Annotated in this window: 25 protein-coding genes and 1 other RNA gene; 8 read left to right on the forward strand and 18 right to left on the reverse strand. The window is 64.1% G+C overall.

What is annotated here, in order from left to right; translation table 11 throughout:
- Positions 1–35 precede the first annotated feature (35 nt).
- Complete coding sequence (locus BW934_RS03465) at positions 36–1,523, forward strand: Ppx/GppA phosphatase family protein (protein ID WP_076345133.1); 1,488 nt, start codon at positions 36–38, stop codon at positions 1,521–1,523.
- A gap of 129 nt (positions 1,524–1,652) precedes the next feature.
- On the opposite strand, the gene lgt is transcribed toward BW934_RS03465, so the two are convergent.
- The 3 genes from lgt to metA form a co-directional block, all read right to left on the reverse strand.
- On the reverse strand, positions 1,653–2,474 hold the full coding sequence (gene lgt, locus BW934_RS03470; RefSeq protein ID WP_076345135.1) for a prolipoprotein diacylglyceryl transferase: 822 nt from the start codon (positions 2,472–2,474) through the stop codon (positions 1,653–1,655).
- A gap of 89 nt (positions 2,475–2,563) precedes the next feature.
- Complete coding sequence (locus tag BW934_RS03475; RefSeq protein ID WP_076345137.1) at positions 2,564–2,869, reverse strand: aspartyl-phosphate phosphatase Spo0E family protein; 306 nt, start codon at positions 2,867–2,869, stop codon at positions 2,564–2,566.
- A 135-nt stretch (positions 2,870–3,004) separates the two neighbouring features.
- The gene (gene metA / locus BW934_RS03480; RefSeq protein WP_076345139.1) at positions 3,005–3,940 is read right to left on the reverse strand and encodes a homoserine O-acetyltransferase MetA; all 936 of its coding nucleotides are present in this window, start codon (positions 3,938–3,940) and stop codon (positions 3,005–3,007) included.
- Between the two features lie 154 nt (positions 3,941–4,094).
- On the opposite strand from metA, the gene BW934_RS03485 reads away from it, so the two are divergent.
- Positions 4,095–4,499 carry a hypothetical protein gene (locus BW934_RS03485; protein ID WP_076345141.1) on the forward strand — a complete coding sequence of 135 codons (405 nt, stop codon included), beginning with the start codon at positions 4,095–4,097 and terminating at the stop codon, positions 4,497–4,499.
- Positions 4,500–4,536: 37 nt separating this feature from the next.
- Here the strand turns inward: BW934_RS03485 and BW934_RS03490 are convergent, their stop codons facing one another.
- From BW934_RS03490 to BW934_RS03505, 4 genes are all read right to left on the reverse strand, one after another.
- The gene (locus tag BW934_RS03490) at positions 4,537–5,649 is read right to left on the reverse strand and encodes an inorganic phosphate transporter (RefSeq protein ID WP_076345143.1); all 1,113 of its coding nucleotides are present in this window, start codon (positions 5,647–5,649) and stop codon (positions 4,537–4,539) included.
- 127 nt (positions 5,650–5,776) lie between these two features.
- The gene (gene panD / locus BW934_RS03495; RefSeq protein ID WP_076345145.1) at positions 5,777–6,175 is read right to left on the reverse strand and encodes an aspartate 1-decarboxylase; all 399 of its coding nucleotides are present in this window, start codon (positions 6,173–6,175) and stop codon (positions 5,777–5,779) included.
- A 76-nt stretch (positions 6,176–6,251) separates the two neighbouring features.
- Positions 6,252–7,256 (reverse strand): SGNH/GDSL hydrolase family protein, encoded by a 1,005-nt coding sequence (locus BW934_RS03500; protein ID WP_076345147.1) that lies wholly within the window; start codon positions 7,254–7,256, stop codon positions 6,252–6,254.
- 74 nt (positions 7,257–7,330) lie between these two features.
- Positions 7,331–7,549: a heavy-metal-associated domain-containing protein gene (locus BW934_RS03505; protein WP_076345149.1), complete on the reverse strand. Its 219-nt coding sequence runs from the start codon at positions 7,547–7,549 to the stop codon at positions 7,331–7,333.
- A gap of 116 nt (positions 7,550–7,665) precedes the next feature.
- Here BW934_RS03505 and BW934_RS03510 point away from each other — a divergent pair, with 116 nt between their 5' ends.
- The 4 genes from BW934_RS03510 (at position 7,666) to BW934_RS03525 (ending at position 12,203) form a co-directional block, all read left to right on the forward strand.
- Positions 7,666–9,330 carry a spore germination protein gene (locus BW934_RS03510; RefSeq protein WP_076345151.1) on the forward strand — a complete coding sequence of 555 codons (1,665 nt, stop codon included), beginning with the start codon at positions 7,666–7,668 and terminating at the stop codon, positions 9,328–9,330.
- Positions 9,327–10,478 (forward strand): Ger(x)C family spore germination protein, encoded by a 1,152-nt coding sequence (locus BW934_RS03515; protein ID WP_076345153.1) that lies wholly within the window; start codon positions 9,327–9,329, stop codon positions 10,476–10,478. Before BW934_RS03510 ends, BW934_RS03515 begins: the two co-directional genes overlap by 4 nt.
- Positions 10,479–10,500: 22 nt before the next feature.
- Entirely contained in the window at positions 10,501–11,676 is a 1,176-nt protein-coding gene (locus BW934_RS03520; RefSeq protein ID WP_076345155.1) for a GerAB/ArcD/ProY family transporter, read from the forward strand.
- A gap of 95 nt (positions 11,677–11,771) precedes the next feature.
- Entirely contained in the window at positions 11,772–12,203 is a 432-nt protein-coding gene (locus tag BW934_RS03525; protein ID WP_076345157.1) for a DUF1284 domain-containing protein, read from the forward strand.
- Here the strand turns inward: BW934_RS03525 and BW934_RS03530 are convergent.
- From BW934_RS03530 to BW934_RS03545, 4 genes are all read right to left on the reverse strand, one after another.
- Complete coding sequence (locus BW934_RS03530; RefSeq protein ID WP_076345159.1) at positions 12,200–13,672, reverse strand: ATP-binding protein; 1,473 nt, start codon at positions 13,670–13,672, stop codon at positions 12,200–12,202. The genes BW934_RS03525 and BW934_RS03530 overlap by 4 nt on opposite strands.
- A 308-nt stretch (positions 13,673–13,980) precedes the next feature.
- The gene (locus BW934_RS03535; protein ID WP_076345161.1) at positions 13,981–15,003 is read right to left on the reverse strand and encodes an NADH:flavin oxidoreductase/NADH oxidase; all 1,023 of its coding nucleotides are present in this window, start codon (positions 15,001–15,003) and stop codon (positions 13,981–13,983) included.
- A 59-nt stretch (positions 15,004–15,062) separates the two neighbouring features.
- Positions 15,063–16,445: a sensor histidine kinase gene (locus BW934_RS03540; RefSeq protein WP_076345163.1), complete on the reverse strand. Its 1,383-nt coding sequence runs from the start codon at positions 16,443–16,445 to the stop codon at positions 15,063–15,065.
- Entirely contained in the window at positions 16,446–17,120 is a 675-nt protein-coding gene (locus BW934_RS03545; RefSeq protein WP_076345165.1) for a response regulator transcription factor, read from the reverse strand. It lies immediately after the preceding gene.
- 150 nt (positions 17,121–17,270) lie between these two features.
- Between BW934_RS03545 and BW934_RS03550 the strand changes: the two genes are divergently transcribed.
- On the forward strand, positions 17,271–17,720 hold the full coding sequence (locus BW934_RS03550; RefSeq protein ID WP_234969525.1) for a DUF2231 domain-containing protein: 450 nt from the start codon (positions 17,271–17,273) through the stop codon (positions 17,718–17,720).
- Positions 17,721–17,767: 47 nt separating this feature from the next.
- Here BW934_RS03550 and BW934_RS03555 read toward each other — a convergent pair whose 3' ends face one another.
- The 4 genes from BW934_RS03555 to rnpB form a co-directional block, all read right to left on the reverse strand.
- Complete coding sequence (locus BW934_RS03555; protein ID WP_076345167.1) at positions 17,768–19,243, reverse strand: sodium:solute symporter family protein; 1,476 nt, start codon at positions 19,241–19,243, stop codon at positions 17,768–17,770.
- Between the two features lie 3 nt (positions 19,244–19,246).
- Complete coding sequence (locus BW934_RS03560; RefSeq protein ID WP_369699973.1) at positions 19,247–19,447, reverse strand: DUF3311 domain-containing protein; 201 nt, start codon at positions 19,445–19,447, stop codon at positions 19,247–19,249.
- Positions 19,448–19,566: 119 nt separating this feature from the next.
- On the reverse strand, positions 19,567–20,424 hold the full coding sequence (locus BW934_RS03565) for a GNAT family N-acetyltransferase (protein WP_076345404.1): 858 nt from the start codon (positions 20,422–20,424) through the stop codon (positions 19,567–19,569).
- A 94-nt stretch (positions 20,425–20,518) separates the two neighbouring features.
- An RNA gene (rnpB, locus tag BW934_RS03570) (RNase P RNA component class A) lies at positions 20,519–20,916 on the reverse strand.
- A 190-nt stretch (positions 20,917–21,106) separates the two neighbouring features.
- Between rnpB and BW934_RS03575 the strand changes: the two genes are divergently transcribed.
- On the forward strand, positions 21,107–21,877 hold the full coding sequence (locus tag BW934_RS03575) for an arginase family protein (protein WP_076345169.1): 771 nt from the start codon (positions 21,107–21,109) through the stop codon (positions 21,875–21,877).
- 4 nt (positions 21,878–21,881) lie between these two features.
- Here the strand turns inward: BW934_RS03575 and BW934_RS03580 are convergent, their stop codons facing one another.
- From BW934_RS03580 to BW934_RS03590, 3 genes are read right to left on the reverse strand one after another with little or no spacing between them, the layout of a single operon-like run.
- On the reverse strand, positions 21,882–22,991 hold the full coding sequence (locus tag BW934_RS03580; protein WP_076345171.1) for a Nif3-like dinuclear metal center hexameric protein: 1,110 nt from the start codon (positions 22,989–22,991) through the stop codon (positions 21,882–21,884).
- Positions 22,988–23,752, reverse strand: coding sequence for a tRNA (adenine(22)-N(1))-methyltransferase (locus tag BW934_RS03585; protein ID WP_076345173.1), 765 nt, complete (start codon positions 23,750–23,752; stop codon positions 22,988–22,990). The genes BW934_RS03580 and BW934_RS03585 overlap by 4 nt, the downstream gene beginning before the upstream one ends.
- A gap of 28 nt (positions 23,753–23,780) precedes the next feature.
- A complete protein-coding gene (locus tag BW934_RS03590) occupies positions 23,781–24,380 on the reverse strand; it encodes a YdcF family protein (protein WP_084182455.1) in 600 nt (199 codons plus the stop codon).
- Between the last annotated feature and the right edge of the window lie 138 nt (positions 24,381–24,518).

Consider the following 24,518-nt stretch of genomic DNA (forward strand, 5'->3'; position numbering starts at 1 on the left):
GTCAAATCGCCAGGCTGTGGATGTGAGAGGATTCGATGCAAAACCGCGTGGCCATCGTCGATCTCGGCTCGAACTCGTGTCGCATGTCCATCTTCGAGATCGACGGGGATTCGTATCGCCCCGTGTATGAAGTCAAACAAAACGTCCGCCTCGCCGAGGGCATGACGGGCAGTCGCCGTCTGACCCAAGCGAGCGTGGAGCGAGCCATCGCGTGTCTCCGCCAGTTTGTGCGGCAGGGGTCGCTTCACGACGTGGACGAGTGGATGCCCGTTGCAACCGCCGCCCTCCGGCAGGCCGAAAACGGCGAAGAGGTCAGGCGCACAATGGAAAAGGAGACCGGCCTCGCCTTCCGCGTGCTGAGCGGCGAAGAAGAGGCTCGCTACGGCTTTCTCGGCGTCGTCAACACGATGCCCGTCCAGAACGCCGTCATCTTCGACATCGGCGGAGCCTCGAGCGAGATCGCCCTCATGCGCGATCGCGCCCTGATCCGAGCGGCGAGCCTGCCTTACGGCGCGCTCAACCTGCGCGAGATGTTTGGCAGGTACGGAGAGCAGGCGTGCGTGCGCATGGCAGCGGACGAGGCGGCGAACGCCCTCGCCCAGTACAGCTGGGTGCAGGAAGGGGAACTTCTTCCGCTGGTGGGCCTCGGCGGGACGGCGCGCGCGCTGGCCAAGCTGTTCTTGGCGGAAACGCATCGCAAAACGCCGCGCCTCCACGGCTTCGAGCTGCCGGCTTCCTACGTGGAACCGAAGCTGAAACAGCTCCAGCAGATGAGCATCAACAAGCGCCGCAAGATGAAGGGCATTGCGAAGCACCGCGCGGAGATTATCACGACGGGCCTGGCCGTCCTGGCCACCTTCGTGCGAACGCTGAAGCCCCCCTCGCTCTTCGTCAGCCGGTGCGGCATCCGCGAGGGGCTCCTGTTTGAGCGCCTGCTCGGTCCCAGGGATCCCGTGGTTCCGTCCGTGCTCGAATTCAGTGTGCGAAACTTCCAACGCCACTTTCGGATCGATCGCGCCGCCGCCGGAGCCGTTGCCGACATGGCGATGCGGCTCAGCGCGGAACTGTCGTCCCGCCTGAGCCTTGAGGCGAGCGATCGCCTCGTGCTCTGGACCGCCGCGCAAGTCGAAAGCGCGGGCGCGTTCGTCCACCCCGAGCGCTGGCGCGACCACGCGGCCTATCTTGTGCTTCACTCGGACCTGTACGGGCTCAAACCGAGCGAATGGCAGCTCGTGGCGCAGGTGGTGCGCTTTGACCTGCGAGATCCGAGGGCTAAAAAGCTGTCGCTTTTGTTACGCCTGTCGCGATGGCTCGCCCTGGAGCTCGGCGTCGAGCCGCACGAGGTCTCAAGGGTGAAAGGCAATGAAATTCTGGTGGAAACGCGTCGCCGGATCCGCGACATGATCGACGACACGGCGGACGCCAAGGTCGTCGACGACCTGCGCAAGGCGCTTCAAATCACGTGCCACTTTCGCGAGCTGGGTTCGGTCGTCAACCCGTCGGTGCGCTTGATGGCGAAGTGAATACCGCGTCGGCCGGCGGCGCGCGCCGGCCCTTGCGGGCGTTGGTGCGGTTCCTCTCAAAAACGCTCAAACACGCCGAAGGGCAGAGCGCCTGAGAACAGGTGCTCTGCCCTTCTGCTCTACCCGTCTTCACTCGGCCGTTCCGCTTTTGTCTTGGACGCCAAGCGGCGTCTTCCGCCGCTCCTTCAAGAAAACCCAGATGCCGAGAGCCAGTCCCACCGCGACCGACACGAGCGCCGTCCACTGCGCGGCATCCCAGCCAAACACGCCGCGAGGCGAGTCGCCCCGCAACATCTCCAAGAAAAACCTGCACACGTTGTACGCCACGAGATAATACGCAAAGGGAAACCCGAGCGGCCAACCTTTCTTCCGCTGCAGAATCACAAAGAGGAGCGCAAAGAGCGCCACGTCCACCATGCCTTCCCAGGTCACGGCGGGCCAAAGCGGCTGGTTTCCGTACGTCTCATACGCCAGCGTGCCCGGCGGATACACTTCGCCAAATCCCTGATGGGTGGGCGCGCCGAACGCGCTCCCGTTCATGAAATCGGCATCGCGGCCGATGCTTTGTCCCAACAAAATGCCCGGTGTCGCGATGTCCGCAAAGTGGAGAAAGCTGAGGCGATGCCGGCGCAAATACCAAATGGCCGCCACCAAAGCGCCCGCGATGCCACCCTGAATGGAGAGGCCGCCGTTCCAAACCTGCACAATCTGGCCCGGGTGGGCCGAGTAGTAGCCCCAGTCGAAAAAGAACACCTGCCAGAACCGCGCCCCGACAATACCGCCGACGAGCAGCCACGGAGCGAGTCCCCACCAATGGTCGGCGTCACCCGGGTTACCGCGAATTTTCGCGAGATACAGCGTGATGCCGAGGCCCAACAGGAACGCCAGTGCAAAAATCGTGCTGTACGAGCGAACCGGGAAACTGCCGATAAAGAACCAATACGAATGCACAGCCGCTGCACATCCTTTGCCACGAACGTCGATCGTATGGACTCTTTCACCAGCCTACCGGTTCACGCGAACGGAGTCAACGTCGCGCGCTAGGACCACCTCGTGGTCTCAACGACCGATGGAAGCACGCGAAACCGCCTCCGCTGCAGATACAGGCGCACCTCGTCCAGCCTCCTGCCCTCACCCGACGCGGGTGGCAGAGGCCGTTCTGCGCGCGCCGATTCGACAGGCTCGAGCGCATGGTGAGGCCGCATCAGCGCGACGAGGTGGACGTCCAAGAGCTGGCTGAGCCGAATGACCTCGCTGTCCTGTAGGCTGCAAGCCTCTGCGGCACGCGCCATCATTTTCTTGCGCAGATGTTCGATCAGGTCCGTCGTCTGCCCTTGTTCTGACATAGGATCCCCCTACCCCAAAACGACCGCCAAACACCAACGCTCAACATTATACGACGTTTAGGGGGCGCGATCGCGACACAATCTGGGCAAAATCATGGCGATTTTGTCGATTGAGCGGGGGATTTGTCGAACCGGTCACAGCTGAGCCTGGCGCTTTCGCACGCGTCCGCTCAGGTCATACGGCGTCACCTGGTACACGCAGTAGTTCAGCCAGTTCGCGAACAACAAGTTCGCGTGCGCACGCCACCGGTTGACGGGCGGTTGGGACGGATCGTCGTCCGGAAAGTAGTGTTTGGGCGGAAGAATGTCCAGGCCCCGCTGCACGTCCCGCTCATATTCCTCCGCGAGCGTCGTCGCATCGTACTCCGGGTGGCCCGTCACGAAAATCTGGCTCGCATCGGGCGTCGCTGCCAGGTACAGGCCGGCCTCCGGGGAGGTCGACAAGATTTGAAGCTCGGGCACGCGCGACACGTCCTCCAGCGCCACATCCGTGTGGCGGGAATGCGGCGCCAAGAAGCGATCGTCAAAACCGCGCGTCAGGTCGCAGCGAAGATCGACGGTGTGCTCGAAGACGCCGAAACATTTCTCCGGCAGCGGCCGCTTCGGGATGCCGTAGTGCCGGTACAGCCCGGCCTGTGCCCCCCAACAGATGTGCAACGTGGACGTGACGGCCGATCGCGTCCAGTCCAGAATTTCGCACAACTCGTCCCAATAGGTCACTTCTTCAAAATCGAGCTGCTCCACAGGAGCTCCCGTGATGATCATGCCATCAAACGCCTGTTCCGAGACTTCGTCGAAGGTCTGATAGAACAGCTCGAGGTGTTCGGCCGACGTGTTCTTCGCCACGTGCGAGCGCATGCGCAACAGCGTGACCTCCACCTGGAGCGGCGAGTTGCCGAGCAGGCGAAGCAGCTGTGTTTCGGTGACCTCTTTTTTCGGCATGAGGTTGAGGATCAAAATTTTAAGCGGGCGGATGTCCTGCGTGAACGCCCGTTGATAGCCCATGACGAAGATCTGCTCCGCTGCGAGAACTTCTTTCGCAGGAAGATCGTCCGGCACCTTGATGGGCATGCTGACCCCCCACCTTTCTGCTCTTGATGCTCTGCGCGGCCTGGACCGCGTTGCGAGCGCAACGCCATCAGTGTAGCACAGGGCCTGAAGACAGCAAAGCGACCGGTCTCAGCCCGGGCGCCGCGTCATATGCATCATCGTGGAGGGATGTCCGGTGTTGTTTGCGGTGGTGATGTGCGTGCTGTGGATGGAGGGATGGGCCGTATACCAGAGCGCGCGAAAGCTCGGACGAAGCCCGCTTGCGGGATGGAGCTTCTCGCCGGCCCACCTGATGCGCCTCACGTTCGCCGTGCAGCTCGCCGTCGAGCTCGCCTGCCGAAGCAAGGGGCTCGGCGGGAGCGCCGCCGCCGCTCTCGGCTGCCTTGCCGGCATCCTCGCCCTCCGCCCGCGCTCCCTGTTGGAGATGTCCGAACTGATGATGGAGGTGTTCATGGGCATTTCCATGGGCATTTTTCTCATCGGGAACATCCCGGCGCACATCGCCTGGCTGCTCCTTCTGCCCATTGCCGTTTCGAGCGGCATGGCGTTCGTGGGCGGCCTGCGCGCGACGGCCACTTGATCAACCATCGCTCGCCAGAAGGCCGCTCTCCCCCTCTTTAGAAAATGTCACGCCCGTCCAGACCCTGCCTCTCGCCCGCAGACGACACAGAGCGCCACTGCGGGGCCCGCTCGGCTCGCCACGCGGTCCGAGGGCGCATGCTCCAGTACAAATAGGCGACGACGACCGAGCCGATGGACACAAGGAGCGGCACGTACGAGCCAAACGCCGCAGCCTCAATGACCAGATAGCTCGCGAGCATCGCGACCAAGGGCGACACGAGCCAGGTCTTGAGGATGGTTCGAACGATGTTCTGCCGCCAGACATCGAGCCCCATGTGCGACTGACCGACGCCAAAGATGGCGAGCGTCGTCGCCTGAACCTGCGGCACAGGGATGCCCCCGAGCGCGGCGGCCAGCACCAGGCTTGCACTGGTGACAGAAACCACGATGCCCTGAAGAACGGACAGGCTGGTGATCCGCTTGGCGTTCGTATCCAACACGCGGCCTCCCAGCGCAAACGCGCCAATTGCCACGAAGAGCGCGCCCCAATACAGCCCGGCGTGGACGGTGAGAACGTGGGCCGCCACGAGCGGTCCAACCGCATTGGCCACGTTGTGCATCCCCGCCGAAAACGCCTCGTAGCACCCGGAGGCCAACAAGGCAGCTTGCAACGCCAAGACGGCCGGGCGAGAAAGGCTGCCGAGTGACGGCTCGATCTTTCGCACGGCCAACCCGAGCAGAAAAGCCAGGGTCATGGAAAGAAACGGCACAACCAGCCACATCGAGACGATGAAAGCGAGCCGGGCCACATGGACGTGACCCACGGCCAATCCTGCCCCGACGACGGCGCCCACGGTCACCTCGCTCGTCGACAGAGGAACGCCGACGACGTTGGACACAAATAAGGTCACGCAAGCGGCGGCCAGGACGATGAGCGTGATTTCCACGGTCACAAGCCTAGACGGGACAATCCCGTTGGAAATCGTGGACACCACCCGCCCGCCTCCCGTCGTCGCTCCGAGAAACGCGAACACGGAGACGAGAAACAGGGCCACCCACTTTCGCCGCACGGCGCCTGCCCCGTAGGCTGCCCCCATCGACGCTGCGGTGCCACTCGCGCCAATGTTCGCGGCAAAGAACATGGCCACCAGCCAAGCCGCCAATACCATCCTGCATCCCTCTTTCCATGGCCGCCGCACGCGGACGCTAAATCCTAAGTAATCATCATAATTAAGTCGGAATTAGTGTATCAGAAAGGTTTTTCTTATGCAATGGGTTCGAGGCGATCTCGGCGGATCACTCGCCGAGATCGTCCTCCCAGTCGAGAGCGGGCTGCGACGTCATGATGGACGTGATGCGATTGTCGTCGTCCACGAGGACCACCGAGGCCGTGAACGTCGGCCACTCCGCCTCGTCCACCCAGGCCAGCGACAGGACAATGACGCGATCGCCAGGCTGAAAATGGCGCGCCGGTGGTCCGTTCAGGCAGACCGTGCCCGACCCGGGATCCCCGGGAATGGCATAGGTGGACCAAAGCACGCCGTTTTCCACGTTGGTGATTTGCACCATCTCGTAGGGGCGGATGCGCGCTGCCCGCATGAGGACGGGATCGAGCGTGATGCTGCCCACATAGTTGAGGTCCGCCTGCGTGACGCGAACGCGGTGGAGCTTCCCCTTACACATCTGCCTGAGCACGCGACACCCTCCTCACACGTGGTCGGTTCAGCATACGCGAGAAGGGCACATCCGCATGCCGGCCGATGCGACGCGCTCACGCCCCCGTCGCGTTGCCCGTCGCGTTGCCCGTCGCGTTGCCCGTCGCGTTGCCCGTCGCGTTGCCCGTCGCGTTGCCCGTCGCGTTGCCCGTCGCGTTGCCCGTCGCGTTGCCCGTCGCGTTGCCCGTCGCGTTGCCCGTCGCGTTGCCCGTCGCGTTACCCGTCGCGTTACCCGTCGCGTTGCCCGGATTGGGCGATCCCGTCGCCTGGCGAGTGATGGGGCCCATGCCGAAGGTGGCCACGAGCTCTCCAAACAGCAGGCGACCCGCGAGCACGTGACCCGCTTCATTCGGATGCCACGCGTCGCCGTAGTACATCTTCCACGTCTGATGATGAGCTTCCATATATTGCGTCATTTCCGCGTTCAGATCAAAAAAGTACACGTTGGGATTGTCGAACGAGGACACCACGTCGCTTTCCGCCTGCATGTACACCTCGTCCTCGGCGTGGTTGTACGTGGCGGTCGCCTTGGTGACGGGAGACGTGACGACGAGAACCACCGCGCCCTCGGCAAGCGCCTCGCGAATTTCATCGGCGATGGCTTGGCGAAATGCGGGCAACGGCGTTTTGTCATAGATATCGTTGAGCAGTCCCCAGGATAGGACCACCACCTGCGGGCGGTCTTCCTCAAGCCACGCCTGATACTGACCGTCTCGGTCGAGCGTCACCGGAGACCCCCCGATCACCGTGCGATCGTCGTACACGTACTGGGTATCCGTGGACGCCGTGAGCTCGGCGAAGGCCCGGCGCAGGTAGCTGTCGTCGTGTGGGTCCTTCCAGCCGTGCGCCATGGAACCGCCAACCACCATCACCTTTTCCGTCGTCAGGCGAGGGGACAGGGCGGCCGCGCCGTCCGCCGCGAGCACGCTTGTGTCTCGGTTCTGCATCCATCCGACACACCACCCGCCGATGGCAAGAACCGCTGCCGAAAAAGCCCAACCCAACCGCCTCAGCCAGCGCAGCGCTCTGCGCGGATGCGCGCCCGCCTGATCTCGCCCCATGGCGACTCACCCTTTCCGTCCCATCCCTCGCTTCCTCCTTGATATCACAGCTTCGTTGAAATGCCATCAAAACTTCACATCACGGAACCGTGTTCGTCGCAGTGCGCTCGCCCGATGATCCGGCAGATGTGATCCCGGTCGACCACGTCGTCGTCGAAGGTCACGACCGCCGTCTGATCGGCGAGATCGACGTCAAAGTGACGGACGCCCTCCACCGCGTGCAGCGCCACCGATACCTTGTTTGCGCAGAGCGCACACGTCGCATCGCGCAGCGTCAGCGTCGAAAGTGCCATCCTCCCACCTCCTCACAGACTTCCGTCTTAGCATGGAGCAGCGACATCCACACGATACTTGCATTACGAGGATGAATTTGGCAGACACTAGGCTGGGAACCAAGGGAGGGACGTCCATGCACTGGTTCAAGTCGTTCACCGAGCGATTCGGCTTCACCAACCCGGTCCGCGGCCGTTACCGCCCGCGGATCCCGAGCCAGCGCGACATGCCGACCTATACGGGGAGGCTGGATGACGCCCTGAAGTACTTTCGCAGCACCGTCGGCCAAAGCGACGACTTCGTCGTCCGGATCTTTGAGATTGGCAACGTATCCGGCGCGCTGTTGTTCTATACCAGCATCTGCGACAAACGAGCCGTCGAAGACACATTGCGCGCGATTCACCGCCATCGCTTTCCGCGCCGAGCCCCTCGCCCGCTGCCGCAGTACCTCGTGGAGCGCGTGTTGACGGGATCGGAGACCATGTTCATGGAGAACACCTTCGAGTTGAAGCAGGCGATCTCGGCCGGAAAGCTGGTGATGTTGCTGAACGGCCACGCGCCCGCCATAGTCATCAGCGCGAAGGCCGTGGAGCACCGCGCGCCGGAACAGCCCATTTTGGAGACCTCGACGCGCGGATCCCAGGTAGCCTTCGTGGAGAACATCGATATCAACCTGGGCATGATCCGACAGTACATGTCCACCGACACGCTCGTCGTCAAGCGCTGGTCCATCGGCGTGCGCTCGCACCGCGTGGTCGCGATGGTCTACGTGCGGGACATCGCCAACCCCATCCTCGTCGAGACGGTTTCGAAGCGGCTCGAGGCGATTCACACTGACATCATCAACGGCTCCGCGGCGGTCGAACAGCGCATCGTCGATCATCCGTGGTCGTTGTTCAGCCTCGTGCGCATGACCTCCCGCGTCGACGGCACGTGCATGGAGCTCAATCAGGGCAAGGTCGCGATCGTCGTGGATGGCGATCCGACCGTGCTTCTCGCGCCGGCGACGTTCCAAGATTTTTTCCAGACCGTCGAGGACTACATGCACACCTGGTGGGAGGCGACCTTCATGCGCGTCCTGCGCGTGATTGCCTTCATCCTCGCGGTCTGGCTTCCCGCGCTCTACATTGCGTTTGTGGACTACAGCCCTGACCTCCTGCCGAAGACGATGGCGCTCCAGATCGCGCAGTCGCGCCAGGGTGTGCCGTTCCCCGCGGTGATGGAGGTCATCATCATGCAGCTCGTCGTGGAAATCCTGCGCGAGGCCACGCTGCGCATGCCGCGGCAGATGGGCCAGGCCATCAGCATCGTCGGCGGTCTCGTCGTGGGCGAAGCGACCGTCCAGGCGGGCATCGTCTCCAACGTGCTGCTCATCGTGGTGGCTCTCTCCGCCGTGGCCGTGTTCGTCACGCCGAGCTACGAGTTTACCGTCATGACGCGCCTCGGCGGCTGGGTGATGATCATCGCGGCCACGCTACTCGGCTTTTACGGCGTGGTGCTCGCGACCATTTGGACCCTCTTCGAAATTTGCAACCTGTCCTCGTTTGGCATCCCGTACGTGGATCCACTCGGGGGCGATCACGTCAAGGACACGTTCCTGGACGGGTTGGTGCGCCTGCCGATCACGGTGTTGGACCGCCGGCCGGAGCACCTGCATCCCATCGACACCACGGGCGACACGGACATGACCATGCCGATGCCAAACCCGCAGCTCGAAAAGTGGGAGCCTGGCCAACCCCATCAGGGCGATGAGCGCCGCCAAAAGGCGAGCTGGCGGAAACGGAAGCGATTAGATCTATGAAGAAGCTCTGCGGGCGCCTGATCCTCGCCGCGCAGGCGGCGGCGCTGCTCCTTTTTGCCGGTGGGTGCGGCGATTACCAGAAAATCAACGACCGCTCGCAAATCATCGGCATCGGCGTAGATCCTGTCCCCGACAAACCGGACATGCTCGCCTTCACCCTGCAGGTGCCCGATTTGGAGGCCACCACGTCGCAGAGCCCGAGCCTCGGTACAGGCGGGCGGCAGGGCGGCGAGGCCATGCCCTACAAAAACTTCTACGTGGAGGCGACCTCGGTCCAGTCCGCTGTCTCGCGCGCGCAGACGATGTACAACAAGTCGTTTTTTCTCGGCAACTTGGAAACGGTTGTCCTGCAAACGGGGCTCAGCGAGCGAGACCTCACGCGCGTCACGGAACAGCTCATGCGGGACGAGACCATCGACAAGCTCGCGTACGTCGTCGCCACCCGGGACTCCGCTCGATCCGTCCTGGAGGCGCGCACGCATGCGCCGCCTGCGACGACCATTGAAGGCATGTGGTACAACGACATGCCCCAGCGCGGCTATTCGGCGCCCGAGAAGCTGTGGCAGTTTTGGCGGGACGCAGAGCTCGTCGGCCGAGAGCCACACGCCCCGCTGGTGGAGGCGACGGACGACAGCATCCGGCTCGTCGGCACCGAGCTTTATTTCGGCTATCAGCCGGTCGGTTGGCTGTCGCCAGACGACACGCTGTTCTACAACTTTCTCGCCGGCCAGGTGCGCGACATCTCCATCTCCGTGCCCGACGGGGCGCGCACCTTGGATATCCGCGTTGTCCGTTCGAGGGTCCACCTGGCGGAAGATTGGAAAGGGAAACGGGCCGTGCTGTGGGACGACATTCGCGTGCGGGCCAATCTGAACTCGACCGAGACCATGGCGCAGAGGCCGCTCACCAATCGCGAGGTGGAGCGGTACGAGGACATCGTCGAGCACTACGTGCGCGACCAATGTCTGCGCGTCCTGCGCGCCATGCAGAGCGTTCAGGCGGATGCCATCGGCTTCGGCTACCGGTACCTGATCCGGCATCCGGAGCGGCTGTTTGACATTCGCGATCACTGGGGCGACGCGTTTGGGAACGCGGACGTGCACATTCAGGTGTCGTGCCGCATTTCGCGGGAGGGCAACCTGCTCTAAGGGAATCGGGAGGGAAGCGCGGATGAACGGGCGGAACGAGCGCTTGCACAATCTATCGGCGTTTCAGGCGACGGCGCTCTTTTCCTCGAGCTTTCTGCCCGTGATGTTCTGGATTTATCCCACCGTGGCCGTGCACTACGCGCGCCTCGACGCGCAGTGGGCGCTCCTCTGCACCATTCTCATCGCCATTTTCATCAGCTGGGTGCACGGCCGGCTGAACGACCGGTTTCCCAACATGACGGGACCGGACTTCGCGTGTCTCGTCTGGGGCAGGTGGCTCGGCAAGGCGCTCTCCGCCCTCTACGTGCCGGTGTATCTCCTGTTCCTCGGGGTGAGCTTGTACTTCGCCATTTCGCTCATGAAGTACTTCTTCCCGCTCACGATGCGCATGTGGCTCGCGATGGCCATCATGGCCGTCGCCTGGAGGGGCGCCTGGTGCGGCGTGGAGACCATGGGCCGGGCGTCTGCCATCGTCCACCCGTTGACCTTCGCCGGCATCCTCGCGTCATTCGGCGCGATTCTCGCGAACGCCGACCAGCCCCTCATCCCCATCTCCTTCACGAGCGTCGGGCTGACGGCTTCCGGCGTGTACCACCTGCTGCCGCTGTACCTGGGCATGGACCTCATTCTCATCGTCAACCCGTATTACCGGCACCGGCGCGGCAAGAGCGAGTGGTTTCCCGTGATTGCCACGGCCATCGGCGGCATTGTTGTGCTGCTCGTCTTCTTCTCGATTGTCGTCAATCTCGGCTTCACGCCGACCGAGCGGCTCGCCTACCCGGTTCAGGTCGTGATTCAGCTCATTCGCCTGCGGGGCTTCTTGGTGGAGCGGCTGGGCATCGTCATCATCATCTTGTCCGTCGCGTACACCACGCTCTTTCTCGGCAACCACATCTGGGCCTTGTCCACGACCGTCACCCGGATTGTCGGCGCTTCGGACCACAAGTTTCGGCCCTTCACCTTCTTCGTCGCGCCGAGCATCTTCGCCATCAGCCAAATCATCGCCACCACCATGCAGGCCCGAGACATCATCACCGTCGTGCTCGCCCCGGCGAGCTGGGTCGTCGTCGTCGCCATCCCCATCGCGACCTACCTCATGGCCATCGCCCGCGGCGTTCGGACCGACACGCGCGAGGAGATACAGCCGCAGGGCCGGGCGAGAAGTGCGCGGCAGCGAAAAAAAGCGCGCGCCCGCTGAAGCCGCGCCCGCCCCAAAATCCACCCCATTGCCATCGGCGCGCGGGTCTGGTGAAATAGACCCAAAGCGCCTTCGGCCTGAAATGGGGGATTCACGTGATACGATTGCGCGGCCATCATCTGCTCTGCCTCTTGGGCTACCGCGGCATGGGCTACTCGGACGACTACGTGCGGAACATGACCCAAGTCTACGAAACGCTGCGCACCGAGCCGCACACGCGCGTGCGAATGGTCACCGGCCCCGACGATCTGTGCGCGCACTTTCCCGCCGACCAGCCGTATCACTGCCAGAGCGCGTCTGTTCACCGCCGCGATGCCCGTGTTCTCGCGCGCCTCGGGCTTCGCGCAGGGCAGTGCGTCACGTGGCGCGAAGTGGAGCGCCGCGTGCGCGATCGCGTCCGCCCCGAAGACATCCGCTCGCTCTGCCACACGTGCTCGTGGCGCACCCTCGGCGTGTGCGAGGAAGGGGTGGAACTTGTGCGCCGGAAACAGCCCCTTCCCCCCGCTCCAAAACCGCCAGAAGGCTAATCCTCTGCGCTCTGCGCCACGGGCAAACGCACCGTGACCGTCGTGCCCCGCCCGACTTCGCTTTCGATGGCAAGCTCACCGCCGTGATCGGCCACCATGCGCTTGGAGACCATCACGCCGAGGCCCGTACCCTGCTCTTTGGTGGTGAAGAACGGCTCGCCTAAGCGGGCGAGGGCCTCGGGCGACATACCGCTGCCCTGATCTGCAATTTCGACCCGAGCAACATGTCCGTCCTGAAACACGCGCACCCGAAGGCTGCCCCCCGGCTGCATGGCCTCGATGCCGTTTCGCATCAGGTTGATGAACACCTGCTTCAGCTGGTTCGGATCGCCCTGCACCAGGAGGGACGGCGTGCCCGGCTCATACCGGATCTCGACGCTGTGGAGCAGCGCCTGCGCGCTCATGAAAGCTACCACTTCCTGCACGAGGTCGACGAGATCGACCTGCTGGAACTGAGGGCGATCCGGCCTGGCCAACCGCAAAAGCTCGGACACGATGGCCTCCATGCGCGACACTTCCCCGCGCATGATTTCGAGGTAGCGCCGATTGTTCGATCTCGCCCGCTGATACATGAGATCGATGAAGCCGCGCAGCGCCGTCAAAGGGTTGCGAATTTCGTGGGCGATGCCTGCCGCCAGTTGCCCGACAGCTGCGAGCTTGTCGGAGCGCGCCAATAGCTCGCGCGAAGCGGCGAGCGCAAACTCGGACTCCTTCTGGGCCGTGATGTCCTGTACCGCGCCAAACAGAACGGCCCGACCGCCGGCTTGTTCGTAGCGGCCGACGGAGCGCACAAACCGCACCTGCCCGCGGCCCGTCCGAATGCGGTATTCGAGGTCGTACGTGTGCGTGTGCATGGCACGGGATACCGCCTGTTCCACGAGGGCGCGGTCTTCCGGCACGACCGTTTCGAGAAACGCCTCGTAAGTACCTGGGAAATGCGCGGGATCGATCTCCCAGATGTCGTACACCTCTTGCGACCACGCGAGTTGGCGCGTCGCGACATCCAGCTCCCAGTAGCCCGACCTCGCCAGTCCGTACGCCAACCGCATCCGCGCTACGGACGCTTCCAGCCTTTCTTGGTGGGCTCGAAGGGCCGTGATGTCCCGATGCCACCCGAAGATACCGACCATCTCGCCGTGCCACCGATCAGGCAGCAGCACGCTCTCCACAAAGCGCTGACCCTCCGCCGCCTCGCACCGCCACACGACGCGGGCGGGCGCAGCCCCCTGGACGACCGCCGGCCAGACATCGGCCCACGCGGCCCGGTCCTCCTCCGGCATAGGCCAGTGAGTAAACGAACGCCCCACCCAGTCCGCTCCGCCAATGGCGCCCCAGGACGGCGTGACATACAAACATTCCGCATTCAGGGCGTGATACGAGACCCAATCAGGGCCCTCGCGCATGGCGCCGTCGAGCGCTTCCCGCACCGCTCGCACGCGCGCAAAAGAGGGAATCCGGCTGTCTTCCATCCAATCCACCTTAGCTCTGCTGCCTGAGTGCGAAAAAAGCCGAACGGGCTTTCCCCGTCGGCCACACCCATCCGCCGCTTTGCAGACTCTTGTCGACCGCGGCGGCTTCACTCCGCTATGTACAGGGTTGCATCTTCTCGCCGCGCCACTGGAAGTTCCACCTGGGCACATCTACGCGTATCATAACGAAATCCAAACCCCAAAACAACGCACAACAATTTCCACCCCATCATCGACGGAAGGAGGCACGCCCTTCGCGGGCGTGCCTCCTTCCGTCGACACGGGCGATCGCGTGTGCGGCGGCGCGCTTAAAAGGCGCGCTGGTACTGAACCGGAACCTGCGGTTTTTCGCCGAGCGCAATGGCCGCGTGAATCGGCCAGTAAGGGTCGCGGAGAAGGCCGCGCGCGATGGCGACCAAGTCCGCGTCGCCGCTCGCGATGACCGACTCGGCGAGCCCGGGATGGTCGAGCATTCCTACGGCGATGACGGGCACCTGAAGCTCCGCCTTGATCTGGCGCGCAAACGGCACCTGGAAGCCCGGGTAGTTGCCCGGCCGGCGTTTGCCCGGGTGTCCCTCGCCGCCACTCGACACGTGAATGACGTCCGCACCAGCGTCCCGATACCGCCGGCAAATCTCGATGGCGTGATCCAGGTCGTATCCACCGTCAGCGTACTCGACCGCCGAGATCCGCACAAAAAGCGGCATGCCAGAGGGCAGCTCCGCCTTGACCGCCTGAATGACTTCGACGCCAAACAGAGCCAGGTCCTCGCCGTACGCGTCCGTGCGCTGATTCGTGAGCGGAGAGTGGAACTGGTGGATGAGATACCCGTGCGCGCCGTGAAGTTCGATCACGTCAAAACCGGCTTTGACCGCTCGGCGCGCGGCCATCGCGAACTTCTCGACCATTTGCTTCACTTCGTCCGTCGACAGTGCGCGCGGCGTCTTGTACTGTGGGCCGTCGAAGCGAATGGGCGACGGCGCGACAGGAACAGGCGCGTCCTCCGCCTTGCGGCCGGCGTGGGCGATTTGGATGCCGATTTTCGCGCCGTGCGCATGGCACGCGTCCACGATGCGCTCAAAGGGCGCAATGTGGTCGTCAGACCACAGGCCGAGATCGTAATCCGTGATGCGCCCGTCGGGCTCGACGTCGGTCATTTCCACGATAATGAGCCCGGCGCCGCCCACGGCGCGGCTCGTGTAATGCGTGAAGTGCCACTCGTTGGGCTTGCCGTCCTTCGCCGTGACGGAGTACTGGCACATCGGCGCCATCACGATGCGGTTTTTCAGCTCGAGGTTCCCAATGGCATAAGGCGTGAAAAGATGAGCCATGTGGCCGGTGCTCCCTTCGGCAGCGCGCGGAGGCCTGTTCGGCCTCCGCTTTCGCTTGGTTAAGAACTATTCTTTTTATAGCACAATCGGCGGAGCCGGGCAAAACGGCCGAGCGGGCGAGCCTTCGGAGGGCGGTTCGGCAACACGACCTCGACTTCCGTGCCCACGCCGAACGAGCCGGGGCTCATCACGCGAATGGTGCCGCCGTGCGCCTCGGCGATCCACTTGGCGATCGATAACCCCAGCCCGGCGCCTCGCGTGGATCTGGACGGATCGACTTGGTAAAACCTGTCGAACACGCGCGGCAGATGCTCCCGCGGAATGCCCTGTCCCGTGTCTCGCACGGCGAGCACGGCGCCGCCCTCCGCCGGATGCGCAGCCACCTCGACGAGGCCTCCTCGCGGCGTAAAGGCGAGGGCGTTGTCGAGGAGGATGCTGAGAAGTTCGAGCAGCCGATCGGGGTCCGCCACGGCGCGTGCGGCCGTCGCCATCGCGCGAAGCTCGATGCCGCGCTCCTCCGCCACAGGGGCGAATCGATCCACAGCCTCGCGCGCGAGCGCGGCGAGATCGACCGCCCGCATGGAGAACGCCACACGCCCTTCGTCCGCCTTGGCGAGCGTGAGCAGGTCGTTCACGAGCCGCTGCAGCCGATCCGTCTCTCGGGCGAGCGAGGCGACAACCTCGCTCATATCGAAGATGGTCTCCGCCGGATGGCGAAACATGCGATCAATCTGCAGGCGCATGACGCTGAGCGGCGTCCGCAGTTCGTGGGATGCATTGGCGACAAATCGCCGCTCATCTTCGAAGCTCTTTCGAATAGGACGAAGGGCGCGGCTCGCGAGCACGAAGCCCACACCGGCGGAAAGGAGCGCGAACGAGGCGGCGGAAACGGTGAGCACCGCCAAAAGTTCACGCAAAAACGCCGCGTCGACAGCCCGGTTGTACAAAATGACGGCCGTGTCCGCCGAGCCGCCCGCGACGCGAACGGCGCGAGGCAGGGTGACCTTCATGGCCAAGTACGGCACACCGCCGAGCGTCAAAGCGCGAGGCGAATCGCCAGACGCGTCGGCCACCGCTTTCTCGGCTTCGGCGGTCGTCAGGCTGCCGGCCGGCGTCTGGGACACGACGCGCGCACCCGCGGCGAGCACGTACACGAGGTGTTCTGCGCGCGTTTCGTCCGCCTCGGCGAGCAACCGGTCGCCAGGGCCAGGCCCGCCGGGATGGCCGCCCGGTCTGAGCGAGTCATCGTCGTGATCGCCAGGCAATATCTGCTCGTCGCGACAGGCGCGCAGATTGGCCGCAGCGGCGTTCATCGTGGCCACCTCGTCGGCCCGCACGCGGTGATGGGTGAAGGCGTAGACCACAGCCGAAAACGAAAGCAGGACGCCTGCAAACACGGCCGTGTACAACAACACGAGGCGCAACGCTGTCTTTCGAAACACTTACGGGTCACTCCACATGTATCCGACGTTGCGAACCGTCCGTATGGCGGTGTCGTAGCCGTGCGGGTGGAGCTTTTTGCGCAGGTAATGGACATACAGATCGACGGTGGTATCCATCACGTCCGAGTCGATGCCCCACACGCGGTTGAAGATTTGCTCTCTCAGCAGAATCTGCCCTCGATGGCTGAGCAGATATTCGAGCAGGTCAAACTCTTTCTCGCTCAACTTCAGGGGCTCGTCCGCGAACGAGGCGCGGCGCGCGAGTGGGTCCAGCACGAGCGGCCCCGAGCGCAGGGTCATGTCGGTGCCGAGCTCGCGATTGCGCCGCAAGAGGGCGCGCAGACGGGCGAGAAATTCCTCGGTGGCAAACGGCTTCGGCAAGTAGTCGTCTCCGCCGGCGTTCAGCCCCTGGACGCGGTGGTCGACGTCTCCCAGCGCGGTCAAAAACAACACAGGCGAAAGCACCCGCTTCTCCCGCAGCGTGCGGACGAGATCGTAGCCGGACAAGCCGGGCAACATCACGTCGACCACGAGCGCGTCGTACACTGCGGTCTCCGCGAGATAGAGCCCCTCTTCGCCGTCGGTCGCCACGTCGACCTGGAACGACTCTTCGCGAAGGATGCCGGCGAGTGCCTCACACAGGCCGTGATCGTCTTCAATGAGCAGAATTCGCATGGTGGTCTCCTTTGCGCATCGCTCGCTCAAGCGTCCCGCAAGACCATACCTTGCGGACCTCGAAATCACCTTGGAAACGCGGGCCCTCCAATCCGCTTTTGAACTCGCTCCAGCATGATGGTGTATTGGACAGGAAACGGAGGGCAGCGCATGTTGACATCACTTGAACACCTTCTCCCGAGCACGATTCACCCGATGGTCGTGCACTTCACCATCGCCGTGGCGTACCTGGCCGGAGTCAGTGGCCTCGTGGGTGGCGTGCGCCAGACGCCGTTTTGGTCCCGCGCGTTCCTGTATTTACTCCTGCTAGGCCTCGTGGCCACGGGCGCCGCGGCGGTGGCGGGTGTGGTGAGCGAATCGTATTTGCCGCGGATCCCGCAGGCCGTCGCGCCGATGCTCCATACGCACAAGGAAGATGCGCTTTTCACCGCGGTCTTCCAAGTGGTCGCCCTGGCGCTCCAGCTGGCCCTGGGCACCCGCCGCCAACGGGTCTCGTGGCTCGCGGTCATCTCGACGCTGCTCGCCTGCGCCTTCGTCACGCTGGCGGGTCATTTGGGCGGCACGATGGTCTATCACTATGGGCTCGGCGTGAAGGCGTGAACCCGACCGGCGCGGCGCGATGGGCGAAGGCCCTCACGTCCTGCCGATCACGGCGCATCGGCACCGCGAACGTCGTACGCGCCATCGACCGCCTGACGTGATCGCGCGCGCCGCGCCTCCCACGGGCGGGTCGCGGCGGATACGATCAACGTGACCGCGAAATTGGCGACGAGCGCCAGGAACCCGCTGTTGAGGCCTGCGACGATGGTCTGCTGCGCGAGTGAAAAATACACCACCAGGATGACGCCCACGAGGATCCCGCATACTGCGCCCGGCGTCGTCACCCAGGCCCGCCGCCACAGGCAGAGCACCACCGCTGGGAAAAACTGCGTCACAAAGTTGTAGCCCATGAGGAGGAGGGCGACAATCGCAGCGTTGGAGTGGATGGAGAACAAGAACGTGATGGCGGCCACCACGAAGACCACGACGCGGGCGACGGTCTGAATTTCCCGCGGCGACGCCGTCGCTCGAAGCGGCCGGTACAGGTTCTCCGCCACGAGCGTGCCCGCCGTCATGAGCATGAGCGAGCCCGGCACCAAGGCCGTCAGCACGCCGGCCCCGCCGACGACACCGACCGCCCAAGCTGGAAACACGCGCTCCACAGCCGCGAGAAGTGCCAGATTGCTATTTTTCAGGCCTGGCACAATGAGAATGGCGGCAAAGCCTGCGAAGAAGACGAACAGGAGGATGAGCTGATACAGCGGCAGAAACGTGGCGTTGCGACGAAACACGCGCTCATGCTTGGCGGTGTACACCGCGCCGAAGGCGTGGGGCCACATATAAAATCCGAGTCCCGTCAAGGCGACGGTCGAAATGAACCACGGCACCCCCATGCCCTTGAAACCGAGTTGCAAAAACCCCGGCCGCAGATGTGCGATAGCATGAAACATCGCGCTCAGTCCGCCCACGCGGCTCGGCAGGATGGTGCCGACCGCGAGCACGACCGCAAGAATGGCGAGATCCTTCAGAACTGCCGTCCACGCTGTTCCATGAACGCCGCTTAACGTCACGTACAGCGCGAGCACCAGCATGGCAATGGCAATCGCCCACGTCTCGGAGATGCGGCCGTACGAAGCCATTTGAACGATGAGGCCGAGACCGGTCATCTGCGATTGAAGATAAGGCACGATGGCCACGACGCCAACCACGGCCACCAACGCGCCGAGAAGCTGGCTGTCAAACTGGGCCGCAAAGAAGTCCGGTTGCGACAAAAGCCCATGCGCCTTGGCGTATCGCCAAATGGGGGGCAGCAGAAAGTACGAGACAACGTATGCCACGGCGCCATAGGCCAGAATGTAGGCCGCGGGTCCGCCCGTGCCGTACGCCCATCCGCTGCCGCCGAGAAACGTGAAGGTGGTGTAGATTTCACCCGCCAAGAGCAAGAAGACGAATAAAGCGCCGAATCCCCGCCCGGCGACCGTCCACTGCTCCAAATCCATGCGCTTATGAGCTCGCGACCACACAGCGAGCACAAACGCGACAAGCAAAGTCAGGGCGATGATCAACAGGGGTACGCTTTTCAAGGCTCACCTCTCCTCTCGATTTGCCGGATCGAGCGCATAGACGATGGCCATCACGGCGGAGGTCACCAGGATGCACATCACCATGTAGAAGAATAAGAAGGGCATGCCGAGCACGATGGGATACGTGCGATTGGCGAAGGCTACACCGACGAAAATGAAAAGCAGGGGAAGCAAAGCCAGCCAACGAATCGACACTCTCGACACTCTCGACACCTCCCATCTCGACGAATCAGAATCGCGCGACAACAGCGCCGGTGAATGCTTGCGTATTCGTCACAGCTCGCCCAATTCCTCCTACCTTCTCAAAAGAAAACGGCCTGTGCTCAACCGAGCGCAGGCCGCAAGAGTGCGTAAAGCTCTGGTCGCTGTGTCCAACGTTTCGGGTTTCCTCGGATCATCAGGGCGGAGGTCATCCGCTCTTCGAAGCCGAGCTTGCGCAACCGGTGGACAAAGGAGGCCCGCTCGGCCCACACGTCGATCACGACAGGGCCTTCCGCATCCTCCGCCAGCAAGTGCAAAAGATTGAGCGCCATAATATCGCTTTGCGCGACGATCGGCCCGAGTCTCGTGCCCTCGCCGGAAGCGGTCGCCACCCCCATCCCCTGAGGCGCGAGCTCGCCGTCCCGAACCACGACGGTCTTGTCCGCACCGCGGATGGCGCGCTGGAGCACTTGGGAGCGATCCGCCCCGAATGCGCGGCGGTCGAGCGCCAAGACGTCGCCCCATGCATCTCTGTCTTCGCCCGGGGCAAGCGGCTCCTGCGGCAGGGGAGGCGCCAGCACGCGCGCGGCTTCGAGGCGAATCACCTCGCCTGCAGCCCGAAACCCATGTCGCGCATAGAGCGGCGCCAACTCGCGCCGCGCCACCAGCACCAGAGGCGTGTCCTCGCCGCTCCCCTCCACTTGGCTGATGACGTGCTGAACGAGCCGGGTGCCAACGCCCTTTCCCTGCGCGTCAGGCACCACCGCGACATTGCCCAACCACGCAAGCGGACCCTCGTAGCGGTACACGCTTGCGACGCCCACCAGCTCGCCGTTCCGGCGTGCGCCCCACGTTTCACCCGTTGCGAAGAACAAATCCATCTCTTCCGCCGAGAACCGCCAACCAACCGATTCCACTACGCTCGCCCAGGCCGCGCGATCCGCCTCGCCCAGGCGAGAAATCACCCACTCCGTCGACATGCCCGCCTCCCGTGCGCCTGCGCGGCGCCACGCCTTCAAAGGATACGAAAACATCACCCGCCCTGGGTGATGTCGAAAACCCGCGATATGTACGCGAAGAAGCAAGCCTGTAAGCCGAGTTCTGTCCTCCTGTGCTCCAATCGGCGCAAAGCCTCGCACGTCTGGAGTGGCAATCATCTATCTAGGCCAACTGTTGCCAGCTGGCTCCAGCGACCAACCCGGGCGCGCGGCGGGCCACCGCGTCTGCGCCCCTACTTGGTCTTGCTCCGGGTGGGGTTTACCTAGCCAGCCCGTCTCCGGGCTGCTGGTGCGCTCTTACCGCACCGTTGCACCCTTGCCTGTGCTCGCACGAGCCATCGGCGGTCTGCATTTCTGTGGCACTTTCCCTGAGATCGCTCTCGCCGGACGTTATCCGGCACCCTGCCCTGTGGAGCTCGGACTTTCCTCCCGTGCAGCCTCGCGGCTCGCACCGGCGATTGCCCAGCTTACTTCTTCGCATCAGCATGGAGAGTATACTCGCATTTTGCTCGCCGCGCAATGGAGGATTTCGCCGATCCGGCGCGATCGACGGATGCAAGGCCGTCCACGTTTTGGTATGGTGATCACGAGTCCACGCGATGCGCTTCAGGTGACCACACCATTTCAAGTCCCGCGCACTTGGCACTTGAAAGGAGTGATTCGCTTGTCGACGCGAAAGCATGGAGTCACCGTGTTACATCTGGACGAGAGCCTTTCCGTGCAGTCCCTGCCGCTGCCGCCGGAGCACGAGATGGTGCGCCTGGACGACATGCCCGGGACGCACGCCCTGTGTGATCCGTTTGCCGCGCGCGCCATTGAACGGCGCCTCGCGCGCCGACGGTACGAGGGCGTGACGCTCATCGGGCGCGGAACGTATCACTACATCACGTATTTCCTCCTGCGCGAATGCCGCGAGCCGTTTTCGCTCGTGGTGTTCGATCACCACACCGACTGCGCGGCCGAGCCCCCCATGCTGTCCTGCGGCAACTGGGTGCGGCGAGCGCTCCGCAGGATCCCCAAGCTTCGCCGCGTCGTTCTCGTCGGCGCACGCGATGCAAGCGAACTCTGCGATCTCGGCAGGCACGCGAACGACGTGGTGCTTGTGGACGAGCGCGCCATCGCGATGCTGCCGCCGCGGCAACTGGCCGCGCGCGTCCTGCAGGCCGCCCGGCCGTATCCCGTCTACCTGAGCATCGACAAGGATGTGCTGCATCCGGCCGACGCGGCGACGGACTGGGACGGGGGCAGCATGCGCCTCAGGACGCTCCTCTACCTGCTCGTCGCCATTCGCCGCCACGCGCGCATCCTGGGGATGGATCTGTGTGGAGAGTGGCCGGTCTCCCCCATAGGCGCCTTTAGCGCCCGTTCGCTCCACGAAATTCGAAAGAACGAGGCCGCGAACCGCGCCATTCTCCGCGCCCTGCGGTCGAGTTGAGCCGTCAAACGAACCGCCACGGATCGACGCCGTCCACGTCGACGCGGACCTCGACCGCGTCTCCGAGCGCGTGGCGCAGCCCATCGGCCACCCGCTCGCACACCGGCGCCTCCAGCGCCGCGTGAGGAACGTCCACGATGGCGATCCCGTCGTGCACGGCGTCCGCCGCCTGATGGTGCGACACGTCCGCCGTGACCAGGACATCAGCGCTCTGCGCCAGCGCGTGCGGAATCCATCCACTGCCGGATCCGCCGAGGACCGCCACCGTCTCCACGCGCGCGCCGGGCCGGCCCGCATAGCGAAGGTGCGGCAGGCGGAAGGCCCTGCGGACGTGATCGACAAAGGCCGCGAGTTCCATCGCAGCGGGCAGTCTGCCCACGCGCCCAATCCCGAAGGCGCGGCCCGTCAACTCCAACGGATAGACGTCGTACGCCACTTCCTCGTACGGATGCACCTCGAGCATGCGCTGGACAATGCGGCCGAGATCGCGCTCAGGGGCGATGGTCTCCAGCCTCACCTCATCCACCAGCTCGAGCTTGCCTTCTTTGCCGATGTACGGGCGGGTCCCCGGCCCTGGCTTGAACGATCCCGTCCCTGGCGCGCCGAATGTGCAGTGGGAGTAGGCGCCGATGTGTCCAGCCCCTGCATCTCCGAGCGCCTGGCGGACGGCGTCGACGTGCGACGCCGGAACAAACACCACGAGCTTGACCAGCCGATCGCGAACCGTGACCTCAAGCGGCTCGGGCTCGACGATGCCGAGGCGTTCGGCGATCACGTCGTTCACGCCGCCCCATGCGCAGTCGAGGTTCGTGTGGGCGGCGAAGAAGGCGACGCGATGGGACACGAGCTTCGCAACCATGGCCTGGCGCGGCTTGTCCCAGCGAATCTCGGTCAGGGGGCGAAAAAGGAGCGCGTGATGGGCAACGACGATGTCCGCCCCCCAGGCGATGGCGCGGTCCGCGATCGCCGGCGTGACCTCGAGCGTCACGACGAGCTTGCGGACGGGCTGAGACGGATCGCCCAGTTGAAGCCCGATTCGGTCTCCGTCAAACGCCAAATGTGGAGGCGCGATGGCATCCATCGCATGCACGACATCCGCGACTGTCACCGTCATGTGCGTTCGACCTCCCACAATTGGATGAGTGTGCGCCAAATTCTTTCCCGCCGCGCCAGCGCGTCGAGCTGGACCTGATGGGAGGCGGGAGTCCCAGCCTGTTGGACGCGCGCCATGGCCCGCATCGTGCGGCGGCCCTCGGCGAGAAGCCGGCGATGGTAGCATGCATCGTGGGAAAGACACAAGAGCGGCCCGACGGCGAAGAGCGCCTCCCACGCTTCGTCCGTCGACAGGCCGCGGTCGACGAGGACGGAGAGCGCGCGCGCATAGGCCGGATCGGGTTTGCCCCGATATTCGGCCGCCACGACTTCGTACGGCTTGTCCGCCTCGCATACCGCCACCTCATGAACGAGGTGAAAGCCAAGCCGGTAGAGCGTGCGGCGCAACACGTGACCGCCGCCCATGGGCTGGAACACCAAGCGGCGCGCGGAGCGGGCGATGGACTCGGAGCGCTCGACCATCTCCGCCTGAGCCCTGCCACCGAGCCCCGCCGACACAATGACCTCGGCCTCGCCGGCCGCGAGCGGCTCCAGACCATTCCCAAGGCGCAGCGACACGCGGTCTAAAACACCGTGCGCAGAGAGGTGCTCGCGCGCCCGGGACAACGGGCCTTCGCGCATGTCCGTCGCAATGGCGCGATGCGCCATGCCTCTCTCCAGCGCAAAGAGCGGCAAATAGGCGTGATCGGTCCCAATATCCGCGAGCGTTTGGCACGGAAGTGCGAGCTGCGCCACGGCGTACAGGCGCGGGCCTAACTCCATGGCGGATCGCCCCTCTCCAGCGCGGAGGTTATACCTTCCAAGATGGGGCTTGCCTCCTCCGTAAGATGTATTCGATGTGGGCGAAGACTTCGCGAACGGCCGCGCGAAATTCCCCTCGGGATGACGCCGCGCCACACCCCGTCGCCTCGATGCCGAGCATGCGCGCGACGGCGAGCGCGCGCGGGAGATGGTAGTCGGACGTGATGATGATGGCCGTTTGGAAACCTCGTTCCCTCATGATGGAACGGCTGTGGCGCAGGTTTTCCCACGTGTTGGTCGACATGCGTTCTTCGTAAATGACCTGTTCCGGAACGCCGTTTAAGACCAGGAACCGCTTCATGCTTCGCGCCTCGGAGACGGTCTCGTTCTCGCCCTGGCCGCCGCTCACAATGATGGCGCGGACGTAACCCTGGCGGTACAGCGCAAGCGCCGTGCGCAGCCTGGCCGCGAGCGGGGGACTTGGCTCGTACCCATTCGTGTACGCGCCGAGCACCACCCCGACGTCGCTATGCACGGGCCGCTCGCAACGACCTTCGTGGCGCAGTTGCTCGGCGAATCGGAGCAAAAACGCAAGGGATCCAATTGTCCCCACACCGCCGGCCAAAAGACACATCCAAAGCCACGTCACGGGCCATTCACCGCCTCACCGCCGTCTCCTCACCACGATACGCGCGTAAGGAAAGCGGTAGACCGGCGGGTCGAGGTGCGCCTGGACCGGCGAGAACGAAATCAGGCTGCACCGCCTCACGACGAGACGAGCAGCCTG

Origin of the sequence: Alicyclobacillus vulcanalis, from assembly GCF_900156755.1 — a bacterium.
Classification (GTDB): domain Bacteria; phylum Bacillota; class Bacilli; order Alicyclobacillales; family Alicyclobacillaceae; genus Alicyclobacillus; species Alicyclobacillus vulcanalis.